Source organism: Brevibacillus formosus (genome assembly GCF_003013405.1).
Lineage (GTDB): Bacteria > Bacillota > Bacilli > Brevibacillales > Brevibacillaceae > Brevibacillus > Brevibacillus formosus.
In genome coordinates this window covers 260,763-280,160 of the sequence record NZ_PXZL01000013.1, presented here as the reverse complement: position 1 = coordinate 280,160, position 19,398 = coordinate 260,763, and the positions used below count along the sequence as shown (strand labels likewise).

Sequence of the window (19,398 nt, the reverse complement as noted above, 5' to 3'; positions counted from 1 at the left end):
AAGATTTGCGTGCAATATTTTGCACGCCCATTTCCTTACTCTTCCTGCACATCCATGATGCCCAATTTTTCCATCTTGTAGTACAAACTGCGAATCGCGATTCCGAGGCGTTTGGCTGCAAGGGTGCGATTGCCTTTGGCTGCTGCCAGTTCCCGCAATATGTGTTGACGTTCTGCCTTTTCCACCGCTTCTTTTAATGTACTGCCAGTGGAACCCTCATGCTGGGCCTCTTCCTGTTTAGTTGAAGCGATTCTTCTTTCCAGTGGGGGTAAATGCTCCGGCATAATGATTCGCTCATTGATCCGCATATGAATCATCGCCCTGCCCAGTACATTCTCTAGCTCGCGTACATTGCCTGGCCAGTGGTAGGACAGAAGCATCTGCAATGTTTCTTCATGCAGCTCTTCTACATTTCTTCCGTACTCCAGATTGGCTTTTCGTAGCAGATGCATAGCAATCGGCTTAATATCTTCCAAGCGCTGTCTTAGCGGAGGAATATGAATCGGTACGACGTGGAGACGATAATACAGGTCTTCACGGAAACGTCCCGCTCCGATCGCTGCCTCCAGATTCACATGGGTAGCCGCAATGACGCGAACATCGATGTTGATCGGCTTCGTTCCACCGACCCGCACAACCTCTCGCTCTTGCAGGACGCGCAAAAGCATGACCTGCATACTCATGGACAGCTCGCCGATCTCGTCCAAAAAGATGGTTCCCCCACTCGCTTCCTCAAACAGCCCCCGCTTCCCTCCTCGACGGGCACCTGTAAACGCGCCTTCCTCATAACCGAAAAGCTCACTCTCCAAGAGGCTCTCTGAGATCGCTGCACAATTGACCCGGATGAATTGGTTGTATTTTCGTTCACTTGCATTATGTATGGCGTGGGCAAACAGCTCTTTCCCCGTTCCCGATTCTCCACGAAGAAGGACAGTTGCTGGTGTTGACGCCGCTTTTTTGGCTTGCTCGATCGCTTGCTGCATGGACTCGCTATAGCCGATGATGTCTGCAAAGCTATATTTTGCCTCCAGATTGCGGATGATACGACGAGCTTTCTCCAGCTCTTCTGACAAGCGCTTGAATTCAGAGACATCGTGAATGACGCCAACGCTGCCTTTCAGCTCCCCATCGACCACAACCGGTGCAACATTGACCACGACGTCTTTGCGCTTTGGTCCCAGTTTCATAGGGACGCCTCTCACTGCCTTCTTCGTTTTCAGGACTTGCATGTGCATACTGTCGCCTTCGGAAATATCGACCGTCGCTGGTTTCCCGATAATGTCGTCTTGCGAAAAACCCGTAAGCCTCGTGTAGGCCGGGTTGATCAAAAGTCCATTCCCGTATTGGTCAACAACTGATATCGCTTCGTCCGAAGATTGAATAATCGCTTGCAGCATGCTCTGCAAATCTTTCAAGTTCGTCACTTCTTCTGCCAACGCCATGATTTCTGTAATATCACGGAAAATGGCAACAGCTCCGACAACTTCTCCTCGATCATTGCGAACAGGCACGCGGTTTGTAATAATGCGCGTCTGATTCGGCAAGACTTGCTCCTGATTTAATTCGGGAGAGCCTGTCTTTAGTACAATATGTAACCGAGTGTTCGGTATACGCTCTGAAACTTTTGTATCCAGCACTTCACTCGCCTCGATGCCCATCAATCGCTCTGCGGCTTTGTTGAACAACGTAATAATTCCTTGGCGATTGACGCCGATAATCGCGTCATGCGTGGAGTTTAGCATCGTTTCCCGCTCCCGCTGATTTTGCATCAATGCCGCAATCAGCTTATCGCGTTCCCGAATCAATTTCATGACGATTCTTGTAAACGTTCCTGGGATGAGCACTGTCTTGTCTTTCTTTAATTGCCTGAGGTGCTCATACTCCCCCAGGTCCCCTGTAGCTTCTAAAATGACATCCAGATCCTCATCCAAATAAGGCCGATAATCCTGATCGACGGGAATCCCCAATGATTGGGCCAGCAGTATGCCTGGGGCGTCCGGCCGTTGATCGACGACAGCAACGACTTGTAATCGGTCCATCTGGTTTAGCATCCGCAGGAGTGCTGTTCCACCACGTCCCGCACCAACGATGAGCAGCTTGTGCATGCGAGAGACCCCTCACTTTTCGAAACAACCTCTTTACGATCTTACTCGTTACCATTGTACTCCAACAAACCGTTGATGGACAGGCGTTCTTCCCTAACGTGCGCTCGTTCGTGTGCAACAGGCACGGTGGACAAGGCTGTTGGCATCCGATATGATGAAAAGACCGTACTGTAGTTGTTGTAATCGTTTACGCCTTCGAGAAAGGGGTGAAAATCCTTGGTTTTTCAGAAAATCATTGCACTCTTAATTATGGTAATCCCGGCGGCAATCGCCATGTACGGAATCAAGTTAATCCGTGATGCATTCTTCTATTCTGCCTCTCCGGATGTTGGATTTTTATGGGGAAAACTCATTCTAGGCATACTGGCTTTCGCCATCCCAGTATGGTTTATTGCTGGCTTTATTCTCCATCACGAACGCAAAAAAAATCGCGTACAGCCCCGTTTCATGGTTCCCGAACCTGATGACGAGGACTAGACCAAACCGGACGAGCCAGTCTGGTTTTTTTTATTTTCAGCTTCTGTAGCTCTCCCCCATTGATCGAGTCGTCGGAGCCAACCGACCTGTTCAATGACGCGGGAAAACGAGCAAAATTCTGCCGCAATCTGAAGACACAAGAAAAGCACGAGCATACTCGCCTGTACATAAATCGGTGTCCCGATGACAAAGGAAAAGCCTGCTGCAAATCCCAATGCATTTGACCCTGTATCTCCCAGCATGATTTTGCCGCCAGCGTCATAGGGAAACATGAGCATGCTTGTAATGAAAACAGGGGTCAAAAAAATCCAGTTTGCCGTCGCCGCACTAGCTCCTATTGTCCATAGACCAAATGCTCCTGCCAGTGTTGTCAGGCACCAAAATACTTTAATCGCCCGGCCAGGCCGCAAATCAAATAAGTTGATAATATTGGGTGAGAGCGCGAGCAAACCAAAGGCAACAAAGCCTCCCCACAACGTGTTCGAAAGAAATAGAGTGAGACAAAATGCCGTGCTTGTCCCTCCAATTAACTTCCACATACCGCTGGTCATTCGCCGCTCTCGCCATAACACGCCGAAATGTCCACGAAAGCCTTTTGCCTCCCGATCTGATGCGCGATCATCACGCCATCCCCAAAAGGCCATTGTGATCATGCCTGTTAGAAATAATAAACCGTGCAGGAAAAGCTCACTATTCATCCCTCTGAGCGAAAGCAGTCCGATCAGCACAATCCCAGTTATAGCGCTCGAACATACGAGAATAAGCCCCCCTGCTGTCAGAACTGGCTCTCCATCGTAATTGAGTCGATTCATCCCCAGCGCTTTGAGCTTTTGTATGCCAATTTTATACAACGGGCGGACAAGCACCAGCGGAAAAACGACCGCGACGAGCATCATGAGCATCATGATTTTCGTTTCCACTCCTGCCCCTCCCACCATTTCAAGCATAGCGTTCGGCTGATCGCGACAAACTCTTTCCCGCGATGACAGAAGCCTGTCCAATCGTTTTTCGTCTCACGATGCGAAAAAAAGACAGGGACCTCCGCTACACGGTACCCTGCCCGCAAAGCATCGACAGTGAGCCCCACCTCAATGCCAAATCCCTTATCCTGGCTCCCTAACCGGTCAAGAAGCTCGCGACGTATCGCCCGTTGTCCCGATAAAGGGGCTCTTGCTTCAAAACCTGTCAACATACGGATCCCATGATGGGCCAAGCCTTTTGCTAATCCGAGACCTGCTTTCACTTTGGGAGGTGGCAGAACAGCTACCGCCATATCACAGACATCCTGTAGCACCGGTGTAAGCAAATGTGCAGCTTCTGCTGCGCTGTCTCGCAAATCACCGTCGAGAAGCATGACCACATCCCCACTGGCGCACTTCCAGCCCAATTGGACAGCTGCACCTTTCCCTTGATTGCGCGGCGCTCGAATTACCCTATCCGCCCACTTGCTTGCGATGTGTGCCGTCTCATCTTGACTGCCATCATCCACGACGATCAGTTCATCACAAAAGAAGCGTTCACGGATGGCACGGAGTGTATCACCGATGGAAGCCTGTTCGTTGAACGCTGGGATGACAACGCTAACTTTTTCCACGCGAGCCCTTCCTCTCAGCCAATCTATTTTGCACTTGCTCCAAAAGTGCCCATTGTTTTGCAGGGGAGTCAGGCACTTCTGCGACCTGTATCCAGGAATTCACCCGTTTTTCCCGTAGCCAAAGCGGGGCTTGCCTTGCTACCACCAAAAGAACCCCATCCTCCCAGCTGTTTCCATCGCGATAAGAAACCACTTCCATGCCTACTGAATGCATCAATTGCTTAATCTGTTCAGCAACGTTTCCATCCTCCTGCCAAACATACACCTTGCTTCCTGCCAATTCATCCACATAGCGTATGCTCATGAGTTGGACGACTTCTTGGTTGCTGCGCGCAACTTCCTTTAGCAATCGATTTATTTGCTGTCTTAATTCATGGTTGCTTTTGAGAGCGCGATCGTATTTTGCTTCCATATTGGAAAGAATGCCTTTTGTTCCTTGCATAATCCATGAATGACCCGCCGTCCCTCCTAACAAGATACCTACCCCAAGTGCGACAAATATGGCAGCCAGTGAAATCAAATGATAGCGGAAGGGTATCATGTCTACCTCCATGAAAGTGCGTAGTTCATAAAGTCCAAGTCCTCCACTGGGTCCAAATCATCTGTACAGCATGACGGGCGATCGGATTAATGACGAGTGCGGCTGAAACGGGGAGAAGCATTGCGACTATACACCACCCCCACAGCTTCCATGACTCGCTCGGCCGATAGAGATGACTGACTCCTTTGGCATCAATTAGCTTTGTCCCGATCTTCGTGCGGACCAATAATGTGCTCGCCATACCTTTGCGGCCTTTTTCCAGAAAATCAATCATATTTGTATGGGCACCGATCGTGACGATCAGTTCAGCCTCCTTTTCGTACGCTAACAGCATCGCCACATCTTCACTCGTACCAGGCGCTGGCAAGACATGATAAGGCAAGCCGAGAGCTTTTACGCGAGTCGTTCCAGGTGCTGTCCCATCGACAAAAGCATGCACGACGATCTCCGCTCCGCTTTGGAGCGCTCTGTCCGAGACGCTGTCCATATCTCCTACAATCAAGTCTGGACGATACCCTGCTTCCATGAGGGCATCTGCACCGCCATCGACACCGATTAAAACAGGACGATATTCCCGAATGTAGGAGGATAGCGTAAGTAAGTCCTCTCTGTAATGTTTCCCGCGAACGACGACAACAACATGTCGCTGTTCCATTTCTGTATGTAATCGTATATGGCATAGCGGTTTTAAAAATAGGTCTTTTTCCTTGCTGGCGTACAAAAGTGTATTGTCGATAAACGAAGAGAGTGTGTCATCCAACTTATGGTGCGCTTCATGCCATCGGTTCAAAATAGAGGTAGCCGTCACCTGCTGCAACCTACATACATGGACCCACTTCTCTTCCAATAGGATGTACAGATTTTCTTCACGTATCGTTGCATACTTGCCTTCGATCCATTCCATGAACGAATCCGACACATCTACATCCGGTACCTCATAGAGTGTGGCACCGTTTGTTAAAAGTTGACGAGCCCCTTCAGCCGGGTATTGCCCCGTCATGAATGGCGAGAGGTTGAGGATGACTTTTACCCCTCTTTCCAACAAGGACTGTGCGGCTATCTCATCAACGTCCGGATGATTAATAATGGCGATATGATGGGAGTGGAGACGTTTGCACAACTGTTTCGTCTTCAGATCAGCCGCTACAACAGCCGTGTATGAATGTGCTGCAGAACCTTTTTGTTTGCCCACTTTTCCACCTCCGCCTTTAGTATGCTAAATATTTCCTTTCCACATGCAAAAAACGGTCAGACCGTTTTTTGCAGACCGCCAGCGTTCCCGTCATATTTAATGAAAAACATCGAGATGTTTTTCACACAAAAAAAGAAGCTGCGCATCAAATGCACAACCTCTTTTAAGCGAAGCGTTTTCAGTTTCATCTACGCACCCTTGGCCAGGTAGTAAATGATCAAACCATCTGCGAAAAGGAAAACCAGCAAAGATACAAAGCCAAATAGGATTGCAAATGTGTTTTTCGCTTTAATGGAGTTCAAACAGCCCCAAGCGATAAAGAATGTGAAGATAAACATCAGGATGTCAAATAAAACGATTTTCATTAACGACAACTCCTTCACCATGATGACGCAACAGGAATACAATGGCAATTCCATTATATAGCTTCAGGTATTATGAGACAAGCATATCCAAATTTGTGAACAAAAAATTTCACAATTATTCCCCTTTTATTGTGCCACAAGCAGCTCTACCTATCCATATACTCCAGCAATCTTGCTCATTCCATTTTTCTTGCCCGCCTACGTGATCATGGATGGTATGAACGAGGTCTTTCAGTTCGTCATCGGTTAATTCATGCAGAATGGATCGGCCTTTTCTTGAAAGCAAGTCAGCTTCCAAATCAGACCAGCTATTATATTCTCGTCTTGTCTCCCATAGCGTCGTCTTGTTCACCTGCTCAAGCCCCGCGAGCTTCATCGTGTTTTGCACCGTTGTATCATCCGGTCTTCGCGTCTGCTCGATCGTTAGCAAGCGTGGGTATCGTGTAAAGAAATAACCGCGAAAATGAGTCGGCGAGGCAGGCATTTTGACATCATCCATCGTCCGGTCTTGGATTAAGCAAATTCCTCCCGGTGCCAATAGCCTGATGACTTCTTTAAAAAACTTCTGCAAGTCTTGCTCCGGGAAATGATGGATCAGGGCGCGGGCGAACACAATATCCGCGCACTGACTCGGCAAGCCGGTTGCGCGGGCATCCCCCTGTGCAAACGAAATCTTCGGATCATCGGCGTATTGCTCTCTCGCCGCTTCTACCATCACGCTAGAAAAGTCAATGCCCGTAACAGAAGCAGCCCCTAGCCCAGACCAAGCCTTACTGTAAATTCCACCGCCACAACCGATGTCCACGATGTTTTTGCCTACAGGATCGACAAGTGACAGGATCGTCTGACTCCACGAATCGTCAGCGGTTCTCCCTGTATAGCTCAACTGGTTTTTCTCCGCGTGAAAATCCATTGTCATTGCTATTTCGCCTCCATGAACTCCAATCGGTTCCCAAATGGGTCCTCTGTGAAAAAGCGAATAAGGTGAGGAATTTCTTCGTCAATCCGAAACGATACCCCATTTGCTTGCAGATGCGCCATCAGTGAACCTATGTTTTGAACAAGGAACGCCGGATGTGCTTTTTTCGCGGGAATGAAACCTTCCTCTACCCCAATATGAATCATTTGAGCGCCGCATTGAAACCATACACCACCTCGAACGAGAAGCTTCGCTGGCTTTGGAACCTCCGGCATTCCCAAAAGCTCACCGAAAAACTTGCGAGCTACGTCCTCCGTTCCTACTGGTGCTGCTAATTGTACATGGTCGAGCCCAATCCATTCATGCTTTGTTGTCATCGTCTTCTTGTCCTCCTCTTTTTTTGCACAGAACCATCCATTCGTCAATCTGATGGGTCTTTACTCTGCCTTCTTTTGTGGTAAGTCCTAGATATTCTTTTTGTTCACCCGTAGCATCCAGCAGCATTTTTTCGACGGCAGCTTCTTGCTCAGATGATTCGGAAGTACGCTGAACCCATGGTAAAAATTCAAACCTTTTTTTTCGTTCCTGCTGCTTTTGCGGAATCAAGCCATTCGCTTCAAATAAAGTGCGCCATTCACTCACGGAAAGACAACGAACGTGACTGGGATCGCGAGTTTTCTCTAGTTCATTTATGAATGCCGAGAGTGACGACTCTTCAGGTGAAACGTTGTCGATGAAGAGAAACAACCCACTGGGAGAAAGCACGCGACTCACCTCACGAACAAAAGCCGCCGGATCGGGAAAATGATGAGCCGCGATTCGGCATGTGACGATCTCAAAGGATTCATCGAGAAACGGGAGAGATTCTGCATCAGCCTGAACATACATCACATTATGGACAAGCGCTGTTTCATTGGCCGCAGACGCCGCCATGAGCATCTGGCGAGTCAAATCCGTGGCGACGATCAAGCTCACATGTGGAGCCAATGTCCTCGCTACGTGCCCGCCTCCTGTGGCGATATCCAGTGCCCGCCACTTCTCTGATGGCTGCATCCACTCCACCATCAGTTCCAGGTCGCTGCCTTTTGCATGCGTCTTGCTTTGCACGTAGTGCTCTGCATTTTTTCCAAATTGCGCTTGAACAGCTCGTTTGATCTCCTCATTCTTCATCAGGAACACCTCCTGCCTACATCATATTCCAATGTTTGTCATCCTTGTTATAGAATACAGATAACTAGTTATCGAGAATTTGAATAGGAGGCAACTCACAATGGATCGAGAAAGTCTTGAGGTATTTTTGACGATTGCTCGTCATGGATCGATTAATCGTGCGGCACAGGCATTATTTTTGGCTCAATCAACATTGACGCACCGATTGAAGCAGCTAGAGCGCCAAGTTGGGAGTACGCTTTTTGTTCGTACTGCCTCAGGAGTGAGTCTTACAGGCGAAGGACGTCGGTTACTACCCGTTGCAACGAACATCGTAGAGCAAATGCGTTCCTTTATCCAGGAGAAAGAACAGCGCCAATCGATGAACATCGTCGCAGGAAAAGCCTTTGTCGCCTATGAACTGCCGCGACTGATTGGAGAGTACCGGATTGCCCATCCGAGATTTACTTGCTACGTCCGCTCTACGCTGTACGAGGAGTCCCTCAGCGCCCTGCTAACGGGAACGGCTGATATTGCCTTTCTCGGGAGTGAAATGTATCACCCTCACATCCACCAAGAATTCCTTCCCAGCGATCGACTCCTGCTCGTCATGGCGCCCAGCCATCCCTGGGCAAGCGGGTTTCCAGGTTTTCAGGCATGGGGAACCGAGGAAATGATTGTGTTCGGGAATCAGACCGCTCCTTATCGCCAACGGATTGACCGCTATCTGGCGCAGCAGGGGGTTTTTCCGAATATTATTATGGAATTGGACAGCTTCAATGCTGTTAAAAAAATGGTCGAACGTCAGCTAGGGATCACCATCCTGCCAGAAAGAACCATACAACAAGAGCTAACGACCGGAAGCTTGGTTGCCTACGATATCGCAAACGGCGAATTAGTGCGCCCCACACTCATCGCCTACCTGCATCCAAAAAAAGAGGACGATGCTTTCCAGCAATTCGTCCAATGGATAAAGGAACATTATTAAGAAAAGTTCACTGAAGGGTTAGTACCGTAAGCTCCGGGCGGCAAAATAAGCGAACAGGCAAGATCGTCGTTCCCAATCCTCTGTTGGTGTACACAGCCATGCCGCCTACCTGATACAGCCCTTGTACATATTTACGTCCGTATTGCGGCGCCAGAAGATGACCAATGAAGGGCAAGCGTACTTGTCCGCCATGGCTGTGGCCGGACAGTTGGAGATGCACGGGATGCTCTGACGCCCTATCAGCAAAATCAGGCTCATGGGCCAACAAGATAACGCTGCCCTCTGGCGGGATATTTTCTAGCGCTTTTGATAGATCAGGTACACCATAGAAAAGGTCATCCACTCCCGCCATGTATAGCTGCTGGCCATCTTTGTGCACGACAACATGCCGATTATCCAACACTTCGAATCCAGACGCGACTAATCCATCCCGAACTTTTTGCTGTTCACCAGCTCGATAATCGTGGTTGCCCAAAACGGCGAATTTGCCTAATGGGGCTAGGAGCTGATTAAAAAGGGGAACAGCAGCGAATAGAGGTCGCGTCACTTCATCAACGATATCCCCTGTGAAGCAAATCAAATCCGGCTTTTCGCTCTGGATCACGGCAATAACCGACTCCAGCTCTTTCACTTCAAAATAATGACCGAGATGGACATCACTGAAATGAATGAGCTTTGTCCCCTTAAAGCTTTCCGGCAATCCCGGTATTGTGATGGACAATCGCACAATATCAAGTGCTTTTCGTTCCCATACATGACCGTACACGCCAGTCGCTATACCGAGACCAATCAACCCCCCTACCCATTTCGTGACTTTGTGGAGAAATGATTTCCGCGAAATGGGGGCAAGGTTTGGATCATTCACTGTCCTTCGTTCGCTCATACCCATTCACGACAACGTCCAATCTTCCGGTTACCGGGTCAATGAGTAAACCATGGACGTCCACATTCGGTGGGAGGAGCGGGTGATTTTTAATCGTATCTACGCTATTTTTCACACTTTCTTCTACACGATCAAATCCGTGCAGCCACTTGTGTAAGTTAATCCCTGCATGTTGAAGCGTGGAGAACGTTTGAGCCGAGACTCCTCGCTCCAGCATCTTCTCCATGGTGCGCTTGCTGTCGATCGCGCTCATCCCGCAGTCATAATGACCGACAACCATCACTTCTTCTGCATTCAATTCATAGATCGCCACGAGAATGCTTCGCATGATACTCCCAAAAGGATGGGACACGATTGCCCCGGCGCTTTTTACGTGCTTGATATCCCCATTGTGTATGTTCATGGCTTTCGGCAACAGTTCCACCAACCGCGTATCCATGCAAGAAAGCACAACCAGTCGTTTATCAGGAAACTTGGTGGTCTGGTACTTTTCATATTCATGTTTCTCTACAAATTCACGGTTAAATGCGAGAATTTTATCCAAATTGCGCACTTTCACAGCACCTGCCTCGCTCTTAGTAGTATGTATTTGTATTGTATGCTTTTCTATTTTACCTAGGAGGACCAAAATCTCGCAAGGGACTCTGGCAGTTTATTATCAAATGGTTCATTTTGTCAGGATGTAATGCTTCTCTTCTAAACGAAATTTTTTTGGAGAAAAGAGTTCCTCAATCGTTGAGTAAATGGGTTCTCTTTTTGTGAATTTGTCACCTATCCATAGACCATACAGTTCAACCTGCGCCTTGTCGTGGTCAAGCAACTCTTCGCACCATTCACGGAGATGCATCATTCTGTCCATCCTTTTTTGATAGTCCTCTACGTATTTTTGATACTGACGGGGCCTCTCCTCTTCTGGGTACATCCCGAGTTTTACTTTATCAGGATGCTTGGAAATGCTAAATCTGCAAGCGCACCCCTCTTCAGTTGTCACCCACCAGCCCTGTTTTTTCGGAAAATGCCTGAAAAAATGAGGGCTATTTTCCCGTGACAGCTTGCCCGTCAAAACATAAGGGGAGACTAGCGGCTTCGGTTCAAATCCCGGTGTTTCTTTTATCATAACAAATAATTCTAGGCACATTGATTCAGTTCCTCCGGAAAGAGTACTTTTTAGTTATAGTAAAAATAACCCAACTTTGGTAAAATGATTAAAAACATAATCAGGAGAGTTGCAGATTGAAATTTAGACTAGCCTTCATACTTGCACTAGTACTAATCCTTCCAGCCTGTAGTGAAACGGCAAGCACACCAGAAGTGCCGCTACCTGCATATGTATTAGCCATTGACCGATTTGACGAAAGCACCGGAATGTGGATGGTTGCTTTAGCGACAGAATCAAATGATGAAAAGGAATTGCGCGCTTTAGTTGAAAATACTCGGACCTTAGCGAAAGACAAGAAAGAAGAAGTTAACTCCGTTTCTGTGACCATTATCAAACCAGATGGAAGGATTCCTTCCACTATTACGGCATTTGGCAGAATTGCCTTGACCAGTAAAGGCATGGAACAAACCGGATTAAGCAGTACTTCTGAAATGGTCTTTGAATATAGAAACGCACCCGCAGCAAGCCCCGAAAAACCACCTACTACACCAAATAAAGAAACTTCTAATTGAGTTTCATCAAAGGCCAAGGTTAAAATACCTTGGCTTATTTCTTGCCCCTAGACACTTCTACGTATACTAGCCAATACATTAGGTTAAAACCTGAAATAGATTTCCTAATTGCTCCTTATTTGCGAATGATTCATCAATCGATAAAAAGGATAATAGGGTAATTGCTTTTTTAGCTTTATTTGCCGCAAACATTTTATGATGACCATCCAATAAGAAATGACTATAAACCCATATCTCATCAAAATAATTCAACGGATATTTTATATCTAGGAAAGAAATGCTCAACGCTGTTGGTGTTTCTTCTACATTCACCCTTTCTACATAATCATTTATGGCTACATGATTCAATGATTCACTGGATTGAATGGGTACTATATATTCCTCTATTTTCTTCATACTGCTAATATTCCTTAGCCCAGCCTTATAGTACTCAGACCCAACTGCCTCTCTTTTCATCCTAGGATACACCTTCAGCAAAGTTGCAATATAATGACCTTTGGGAATGAGACAGGATAAATCAGACATGAAATCTTGGTCTAGTCTATTTATCCCTCGATTTAATTTGTTCGATATTTTTGTTGCGTTTTTCATATCCATTCCTGAAACGTCGGCATAAAAAAGACAGGTTTCACAATCTATACCTGTATTGGCGATCTCTTTTCCCTCAATGGTTAAAAACCTTTGACGATAACCAGCCCGCTTAAACTCAATTGGTGATGTAGAAGAACTAATATGAATTTCTTTATAAGACAATAGTTTGCTCATTTTTAATTATCTCCAGATCAGATTAACCTTTATATTTTCTATGAATGATGGCAGAACCAAGAGGAATAATCTTGCCTAAAGGAAACACTGCTGCATCTCCAACTTGTCTCCCTTTTCCAATCTCATTGCATCCACATTTTGGGCTATTATTTTTATATTTCATTAATCTTTTAAATGTTTATTCCACAATGCTATATCATAGTAATCAACACAAAGAGCTTGATTGTTTCGGGTAAATAGATCTAAATGATAATGATCATGACCGAAACTCCTTAGAAATGAACCTGCTCCCGTTCTTGAAAGTGGCTCAAATAAACCAGAAGCATATTCAAATACAATTTTGCTCCCTGTTATAAAAAGAGTGTCATAGTCCCGCTTCATTAATATCTTATCTTTATTTTCCTTATAATGGAACATTAAATAATCTTTATAATCTAGATCAGAAAATTTTCTTGGATTCACTTCAAAACTTCTAATTCTTCCCTTTTGCTTATGTACTTTCTGTCTTAGCTCTTTCCACTGATGCGTATTAAGCTGTAGGGAATGATGCAGGAAAACAAGTTCATTATTCTTTTTCGTATGCGAAAATCTATGCAAGTGTATAGGTAAATCTTTTTCCATATTTGTTACATAAATGATTTTATCTCTGTGATCCGCACCTATAAGTAGAACACAAGCTAAATACTGCAACGATTGTTGATTGCCAAAAATCATAAACATGTCCTTATCAAATTCACATGCAAAAATATCTTTCGCATGAAAGGTAGGAGTTAGAACAATGTACTTTCTATTCTGTAACCAGATTTCTTTTTGAAGGAATTGGATTTTCATAACTGCCTCCAATAATCTATACTTTGCAATTCCCCAACCATATAAGAATCCTACTAATACAAAAAGACACTAGCAAGAAAGTGCTAATGTCTTTTTGTATTAGTTAAGGATCTTGCAAATAATTTTAAGTATCTACATCCTAGCTAATCTTCGCCTCAATCCGCAGCTTGTCCGCCACCATGGCAATAAACTCACTGTTGGTTGGCTTCGCCTTGGTGTTGGAAATCGTATAACCAAACAAGCTGGAGATGGAGTCCAGATTACCACGGGACCATGCTACTTCAATCGCATGACGGATGGCACGTTCTACACGACTAGCTGTTGTATTGAATTTCTTTGCAATGTCCGGGTACAGGACTTTGGTAATCGAGCCGAGCAGCTCGACATCGTTATATACCATTGTAATCGCTTCCCGCAAATACAAATAGCCTTTGATGTGCGCAGGAACTCCAATCTCATGAATGATGCTGGTGATGCTCGCGTCCAAATTACGCCCGCGGATTTGCAGGGTAGCTTGCGGTTTCACAGAAGAAACAAAAGAAGAGGCAGGCTTGGTTGTAATGATTTGACGGATGCGCTGAGCCAGCACCTCCATATCAAACGGTTTCAGAATGTAGTATGCTGCTCCCAGCTCTACTGCTTTCTTTGTAATCTCTTCCTGCCCGAAAGCAGTCAACATGATAATTTTAGGTTGAGGACTTAAGCGCATGGCCTGAATTTGCTCCAAAACAGCCAAGCCATCCAGATGTGGCATGATGATATCCAAAATTAATACATCGGGTACACGTTCCTGCAGCAGTCGAACTACCTCATTGCCGTTGTAAGCAACACCCACAACATTCATGTCATACTGGCTACTGATGTACTCTTCTAACAGATTCACAAATTCTCGGTTATCATCTGCCAACAACACTTCAATCTTGCTCAAGGTCGTTCCTCCTAACAATGGACGGTCTTTTGGAAAGAAGGTGGCGTTCTAGAAGTTAACAAATCTAAAAGGATTATCCATACCAACTTTTTCTCTACAAAAATAATTCGACAAAGCAAATTCCATTCCTGCCAATGACGAAAGATTGAATGATTTAACTGATATTTCGACAAAGATTCCTTTCATTCATGAACCGATTCGTCAAAGGACTGCAAAAATCGGAAAAGCCGCCTCGCTTCGTTTGCGTGACGGCACTTCCTTCAGGCAGCCTTCGTTTTATGGGTTCGGGATTCGGCAGTATCTCGGACGTTCACGCCAGCATCCTGAAGCATCCATTCAATGTAGCAGCCGTATCCCGAAGTAGGATCATTGACAAACACATGCGTGACGGCACCGACGATCTTGCCTTTTTGAATGATCGGACTGCCGCTCATCCCTTGTACGATGCCACCTGTCTTTTCCAAAAGGCGTTTGTCTGTGACTTTAATAATCATCCCTTTGGTTGCAGGAAAATGCTGCTTGACCACATTTGCGATCTCAATATCGAACTCTTCTACCTTTTGGCCTTCCACAACAGTAAGAATTTTGGCCGGCCCTTCCTCTACCTGCTCAGCAAGAGCGATTGGTAACGGCTCCTGATAATAGCTGCGTTTGGGCTCGTCCTTCATTTTGCCGAAAATGCCAAATGGGGTGTTTTTCGTTATATTTCCAAGAACTTCACTTTCATTGTAGAAACGCGCAAATTTCTCCCCAGGGTTGCCACTTTGTCCTTTTTCAATCGATGTGACACTTGCTTGCACGATCTGGCCATCTCCTACGACAATGGCTTGACCAGTATCAACGTCGGAAATGACGTGCCCTAATGCCCCGTACGCTTTGGAATTTGGATCATAAAAGGTCAGTGTCCCTACCCCTGCCGCTGAATCCCGAATATAGAGACCCATACGGTATTCACTGTCTTTTTTATCTTTTGCCGGGTGCAAAGTGAGCGATAGCTTTTCCTTGCCACGAACGACAAGCAATTGAACGGAATGATTCTTTTTCCCCGTTTCGTTAATTAATTTCTTAACGTCGTTCATGTCGTTGATGTACATGTCGTTCATTTTGATAATCATGTCACCAACGTGTATACCTGCCTGTTCACCTGGAGAAAACTTGTTTTTCCCATCGTCTACTAAATGATGACCGACAACCAAAACACCCGCTGTTTGCAGCTTCACCCCGATTGACTGTCCACCAGGGTACAACCGCAGATCTGGCAATACATTTACTTTTACAGCAGTCAGCGGAATGTTATGCCACTTCACCTGCAATTGGGCTTCCCCAGCCCTACGCGGTTCTACAGACATAGGTCTGCTCAAATCAACGGATACCTCACGCGCCTCTGTCCCGTTAACGTGCAAAATATCAGGATTGCTATTGATTAGCGTGCCCATTACCGGCACAGAGACCCGCAGTTGCTCGAGGGACCCTTCCATCAAACGCAATTCACGGGGAAAGGAGGACAGATCGCGGAACGGGGTGGAACTCACGACAAGCGCCGTGATGAGGAGAAGGAGACTTCCCATCCATTTTCTTTTGTTTTGTCGGATCACCAGTAATCACTCCTACCGTTCCCTACCTACACCTACAAAACAAAACGGTCAGTCCGTTTTGATTGACCTCAAGCGGTCATGAGGGACACCTCCACCTTGTGTACCTTTAATGTTGCCACCAGCCAAGCGGATTATGTCAGGAAAATAACCCACTCAAAACATTAGAAAACCAGCCTTCACAAGCCTTTGGCGAGACCATCGTTGTACTACCTACAATAAAAAAAGACTGCCAACCGAATTAGCTGACAGTCTTTCGTTCACGGCCGAGAAGGATCATCTCGCGTGCATGTTCTTCTGTTTTCGCAGTTACCTCTGCCCCGCTCAGCATGCGAGCCAGTTCTGATACCCGTTCATCATCAGACAAACGATTCACCCGCGTCTCTGTTTCATTCTCGCTCATTTCCTTTTTGATCAGAAAATGCGCGTCTGCCATGGAGGCGACCTGTGGCAAGTGCGTAATGCACAGGACCTGGCGCTGCCCAGCTACTCGGGCGAGCTTTTCTGCTATCGCTTGAGCCGCTCTTCCGCTTACACCCGTGTCGACTTCATCAAAAATGAGCGTCTCCACTTGATCAGTGCCCGCCAAAATCGTTTTAATGGCCAGCATGACACGAGACAGTTCCCCGCCAGATGCAATCTTCGCCAAGGGCCGCAATGGCTCACCCGGGTTAGGTGAGATTAAAAACTCGATCTGATCCATTCCGTTCGCGTCTACGAAGCGTTTGATTCCGTCGATTTCTACCCCGTCATCATCCGGTGTCTGTCTGACGTCGATGGCAAAACGAGCACGCTCCATGTGCAGTTCTTTTAGCTGCTGCTCGATTTCTTGTGCGAGCTTTCCTGCACATTCGGAACGAATAACCGACAACTCCAATGCCTCCACGGCCAAATCGGCTGCAAGCTCCTGCAGCTGCTTTTCCACCTGCTGAAGGCGATCTTCGTAGTGATGCATGTCATCCAATTCATCCTGAATCGTGGCAGCGTACTCCAAAATGTCGTCTACACTTTTGCCATACTTGCGTTTTAAAGACTGGATTTGATCTAGGCGGCGTTCTACTTCTGCCAGCTGCTCCGGTTCAAAATCCATTTGGTACGACAATTGACGAAGGTTATGAACCACATCTTCTATCTGATAATAAGCCGATTGGACCATCTCCAAAATCGGAACGAGCTGTTCTTCGTAGTTCACACCACGCTCAAGCTCACCCATCGCATGTCCTAACCAATCCATGCCCTTCTGGTCACCATGCAATGCGCGGTATGCATCTTGAATCGTTGAATAAACTTTTTCAATGTTCATCCACTTTTTCCGCTGCTGCATGAGCTTCTCGTCTTCACCAGGCGTGAGGGTTGCCGCCTCAATTTCATCCAGCTGATATTGCAATAGATCGATACGCTGTACCAGCTCCCGATCATTGCGTGCCATGCGCTCCAGATCTTGCTTTGTTTTGCGGTACGCAGTATACAGGGTACTGTACTCCTGCTTCGCAGCTCCCAACGCACTTTCCCCGTATGCATCGAGCCAATTGATATGCTTGTCTGACTGCATCAGCATATGCGTATCGTGTTGTCCATGCACCGTAACCAGCCATGGCCCTAACTCACGCAGCATAGCAAGGGTTACGAGCTGGCCATTGATTCGAATGATACTTTTCCCTTGATTCGATATATCTCGGCGTACCACAAGCATGCCGTCTTGCTCAATTTGAACGCCGACATTCTTGCAAACGTCAAGTCCGGGGTGACCAGGCGGCAACTCAAACAGCCCTTCCACTTCTGCACGAGGCTCACCGTAACGGACAAAATCAGCCGAAGCCCGGCCCCCTAACAACAGTCCTAGCGCATCGATAATGATGGATTTACCAGCACCAGTCTCCCCTGTCAGGATGTTTAACCCTTTTTGGAAAGAGACCGTTACTGATTTGATGATGGCAAAATTTCGGATCGAGAGTTCCACTAGCATCGCGAGCGACCACCTTCTACAACATTTCCATTAAGCGTTTCGTCACTTCATTGGTATTTTCTTTGGAACGGCAAATAATCAGGATGGTGTTGTCGCCACTGATAGTCCCCATGATTTCTTCCCAAGGAAGGTTATCAATCAGTTCAGCTACCGCATTCGCATGTCCCGAAAGCGTCTTCAATACAATAAAATGATCGGCTTGGTCAATGCTAATAAAGGAATCCACAAGCATGCGTTTCAGCTTTTGCAGTGGATTGAATTTTTGTTCAGCAGGCATTGAATACTTATATCGTCCATCAGGGAGGGGCACTTTTACCAAGTGTAGCTCCTTGATGTCTCGGGATACAGTTGCTTGCGTCACGTTAAAGCCAGCAGTCCGCAAGCGGTCCACCAGATCATCCTGTGTTTCCACCTCTTGATTGCTGATGATCTCCCGAATACGAATATGTCGTTGCCCTTTATTCATATGGATTACTCCCATTCCCCTTGTAATTTCGTTCGTATTGCTTCGAAAAAGCCACCTTTTTTCCACTTAATCAGCGGGGTAACACATGGTGACTTTTTAATGTAAATCTGATCGCCGCCCTCAAGTCGATAACCAAATTGCCCGTCAATGGACAATCCCATCTCTTGATGAATGGCATCCACTTCGACACGGATCGTTTGATTGCCCGACAATACCATTGGCCGAGCCGTCAAGGAATGAGGAGCCACTGGTGTCAGTAATAGCATGTCCACATTAGGGGCTACTATAGGACCGCCTGCAGAGAGTGAGTATGCCGTTGATCCTGTCGGCGTAGAGACAATGACACCATCTCCGCTGAACGTTGCGACGTACTCATCATCGAGAAAGACCGCACATTGAATGATTCGGCAAAATGACCCTTTGGCAATTCCTATATCATTCATCGCCGTGTATGTCCCCAGTGTGACTCCTTTTCGTACCAAACAAGCTTCCAGCATGGCTCTTTCTTCAATGTCGTACTTTCCAGAAAGGAGATTGTCTACTGCCTGAGGCAGATGCTCCGGTTCCGCTTCTGACAAAAAGCCCAATGTGCCTAAATTAATTCCAAAGATCGGGATAGAGTTACCGGCGAGCTGACGAGCAATTCTGAGTAGCGTGCCATCGCCTCCCAATACACAAACCAAATCAGTTTGCTTCCCCATCTCTTCTACAGATGCGCCCAGTTCTGGATGCCCTACATCTGATGCGATATGTTCATCCAGGTATACCTGAGCCCCTCTGTCCTCAAGTAAATACAGCAGCTCCCGTGCAACGATACGTGCTTCGGGTTTTCCTTTGTTCGCTATGATTCCAATTTTCTTCACATGGTCCACCCCAAAACTGGTTGGTTGGAAATCCTTCTTGAACAACCTCATATACAAGTATACAACTTCACATGCATAAATAAAAAGCCTCGATTGTGACAAA

General features: G+C 46.6%; 23 protein-coding genes. 3 read left to right on the top strand and 20 right to left on the bottom strand.

What is annotated here, in order from left to right:
• Positions 1–35: 35 nt before the first annotated feature.
• Positions 36–2,105 (bottom strand): sigma-54-dependent Fis family transcriptional regulator, encoded by a 2,070-nt coding sequence (locus C7R91_RS13930; protein WP_047068881.1) that lies wholly within the window; start codon positions 2,103–2,105, stop codon positions 36–38.
• Positions 2,106–2,321: 216 nt separating this feature from the next.
• Between C7R91_RS13930 and C7R91_RS13925 the strand changes: the two genes are divergently transcribed.
• On the top strand, positions 2,322–2,582 hold the full coding sequence (locus C7R91_RS13925; RefSeq protein ID WP_007720834.1) for a DUF2627 domain-containing protein: 261 nt from the start codon (positions 2,322–2,324) through the stop codon (positions 2,580–2,582).
• On the opposite strand, the gene C7R91_RS13920 is transcribed toward C7R91_RS13925, so the two are convergent.
• The 9 genes from C7R91_RS13920 to C7R91_RS13885 all read right to left on the bottom strand — a co-directional run bounded on the left by C7R91_RS13920 (position 2,579) and on the right by C7R91_RS13885 (position 8,363).
• Entirely contained in the window at positions 2,579–3,502 is a 924-nt protein-coding gene (locus C7R91_RS13920; protein ID WP_236697826.1) for a UDP-N-acetylmuramyl pentapeptide phosphotransferase, read from the bottom strand. The genes C7R91_RS13925 and C7R91_RS13920 overlap by 4 nt on opposite strands.
• On the bottom strand, positions 3,484–4,176 hold the full coding sequence (locus tag C7R91_RS13915) for a glycosyltransferase family 2 protein (protein WP_047068879.1): 693 nt from the start codon (positions 4,174–4,176) through the stop codon (positions 3,484–3,486). Before C7R91_RS13915 ends, C7R91_RS13920 begins: the two co-directional genes overlap by 19 nt.
• Positions 4,163–4,717, bottom strand: a complete 555-nt coding sequence (locus C7R91_RS13910; RefSeq protein WP_047068878.1) for a copper transporter — start codon at positions 4,715–4,717, stop codon at positions 4,163–4,165. The genes C7R91_RS13915 and C7R91_RS13910 overlap by 14 nt, the downstream gene beginning before the upstream one ends.
• 25 nt (positions 4,718–4,742) lie before the next feature.
• Positions 4,743–5,909: a putative cytokinetic ring protein SteA gene (steA, locus tag C7R91_RS13905; RefSeq protein WP_047068877.1), complete on the bottom strand. Its 1,167-nt coding sequence runs from the start codon at positions 5,907–5,909 to the stop codon at positions 4,743–4,745.
• Positions 5,910–5,965: 56 nt separating this feature from the next.
• The gene (locus C7R91_RS29695) at positions 5,966–6,097 is read right to left on the bottom strand and encodes a hypothetical protein (protein ID WP_255322377.1); all 132 of its coding nucleotides are present in this window, start codon (positions 6,095–6,097) and stop codon (positions 5,966–5,968) included.
• Positions 6,098–6,274, bottom strand: coding sequence for a DUF2759 family protein (locus C7R91_RS13900; protein WP_083995031.1), 177 nt, complete (start codon positions 6,272–6,274; stop codon positions 6,098–6,100).
• A 115-nt stretch (positions 6,275–6,389) separates the two neighbouring features.
• Positions 6,390–7,193 carry a class I SAM-dependent methyltransferase gene (locus tag C7R91_RS13895; RefSeq protein ID WP_047068876.1) on the bottom strand — a complete coding sequence of 268 codons (804 nt, stop codon included), beginning with the start codon at positions 7,191–7,193 and terminating at the stop codon, positions 6,390–6,392.
• Between the two features lie 2 nt (positions 7,194–7,195).
• Positions 7,196–7,570, bottom strand: coding sequence for a VOC family protein (locus tag C7R91_RS13890; protein ID WP_047068874.1), 375 nt, complete (start codon positions 7,568–7,570; stop codon positions 7,196–7,198).
• Positions 7,554–8,363, bottom strand: coding sequence for a class I SAM-dependent methyltransferase (locus tag C7R91_RS13885; RefSeq protein ID WP_047068873.1), 810 nt, complete (start codon positions 8,361–8,363; stop codon positions 7,554–7,556). The genes C7R91_RS13890 and C7R91_RS13885 overlap by 17 nt, the downstream gene beginning before the upstream one ends.
• A 100-nt stretch (positions 8,364–8,463) precedes the next feature.
• Here C7R91_RS13885 and C7R91_RS13880 point away from each other — a divergent pair, with 100 nt between their 5' ends.
• Positions 8,464–9,330, top strand: coding sequence for a LysR family transcriptional regulator (locus C7R91_RS13880; protein ID WP_047068871.1), 867 nt, complete (start codon positions 8,464–8,466; stop codon positions 9,328–9,330).
• 7 nt (positions 9,331–9,337) lie between these two features.
• Here C7R91_RS13880 and C7R91_RS13875 read toward each other — a convergent pair whose 3' ends face one another.
• The 3 genes from C7R91_RS13875 to C7R91_RS13865 all read right to left on the bottom strand — a co-directional run bounded on the left by C7R91_RS13875 (position 9,338) and on the right by C7R91_RS13865 (position 11,351).
• Positions 9,338–10,195: a metallophosphoesterase gene (locus C7R91_RS13875; RefSeq protein ID WP_258183147.1), complete on the bottom strand. Its 858-nt coding sequence runs from the start codon at positions 10,193–10,195 to the stop codon at positions 9,338–9,340.
• Positions 10,188–10,766, bottom strand: a complete 579-nt coding sequence (locus C7R91_RS13870) for a beta-class carbonic anhydrase (protein WP_047069478.1) — start codon at positions 10,764–10,766, stop codon at positions 10,188–10,190. Before C7R91_RS13870 ends, C7R91_RS13875 begins: the two co-directional genes overlap by 8 nt.
• A gap of 114 nt (positions 10,767–10,880) precedes the next feature.
• A complete protein-coding gene (locus C7R91_RS13865; protein ID WP_047068870.1) occupies positions 10,881–11,351 on the bottom strand; it encodes a hypothetical protein in 471 nt (156 codons plus the stop codon).
• A gap of 95 nt (positions 11,352–11,446) precedes the next feature.
• On the opposite strand from C7R91_RS13865, the gene C7R91_RS13860 reads away from it, so the two are divergent.
• Entirely contained in the window at positions 11,447–11,884 is a 438-nt protein-coding gene (locus C7R91_RS13860) for a hypothetical protein (protein ID WP_047068869.1), read from the top strand.
• Positions 11,885–11,962: 78 nt separating this feature from the next.
• Here C7R91_RS13860 and C7R91_RS13855 read toward each other — a convergent pair whose 3' ends face one another.
• From C7R91_RS13855 to C7R91_RS13825, 7 genes are all read right to left on the bottom strand, one after another.
• The gene (locus C7R91_RS13855) at positions 11,963–12,649 is read right to left on the bottom strand and encodes a hypothetical protein (protein ID WP_047068868.1); all 687 of its coding nucleotides are present in this window, start codon (positions 12,647–12,649) and stop codon (positions 11,963–11,965) included.
• A 162-nt stretch (positions 12,650–12,811) separates the two neighbouring features.
• Positions 12,812–13,480 (bottom strand): hypothetical protein, encoded by a 669-nt coding sequence (locus C7R91_RS13850; protein WP_047068867.1) that lies wholly within the window; start codon positions 13,478–13,480, stop codon positions 12,812–12,814.
• 139 nt (positions 13,481–13,619) lie between these two features.
• Positions 13,620–14,408: a sporulation transcription factor Spo0A gene (spo0A, locus tag C7R91_RS13845; protein ID WP_007720793.1), complete on the bottom strand. Its 789-nt coding sequence runs from the start codon at positions 14,406–14,408 to the stop codon at positions 13,620–13,622.
• A 260-nt stretch (positions 14,409–14,668) separates the two neighbouring features.
• Positions 14,669–16,003, bottom strand: a complete 1,335-nt coding sequence (spoIVB, locus tag C7R91_RS13840) for a SpoIVB peptidase (protein WP_047068865.1) — start codon at positions 16,001–16,003, stop codon at positions 14,669–14,671.
• Positions 16,004–16,241: 238 nt separating this feature from the next.
• The gene (gene recN / locus C7R91_RS13835) at positions 16,242–17,966 is read right to left on the bottom strand and encodes a DNA repair protein RecN (protein ID WP_047068864.1); all 1,725 of its coding nucleotides are present in this window, start codon (positions 17,964–17,966) and stop codon (positions 16,242–16,244) included.
• Positions 17,967–17,982: 16 nt separating this feature from the next.
• Complete coding sequence (gene ahrC, locus C7R91_RS13830; RefSeq protein ID WP_047068862.1) at positions 17,983–18,432, bottom strand: transcriptional regulator AhrC/ArgR; 450 nt, start codon at positions 18,430–18,432, stop codon at positions 17,983–17,985.
• A gap of 5 nt (positions 18,433–18,437) precedes the next feature.
• Positions 18,438–19,295, bottom strand: a complete 858-nt coding sequence (locus C7R91_RS13825) for an NAD(+)/NADH kinase (protein WP_047068861.1) — start codon at positions 19,293–19,295, stop codon at positions 18,438–18,440.
• Between the last annotated feature and the right edge of the window lie 103 nt (positions 19,296–19,398).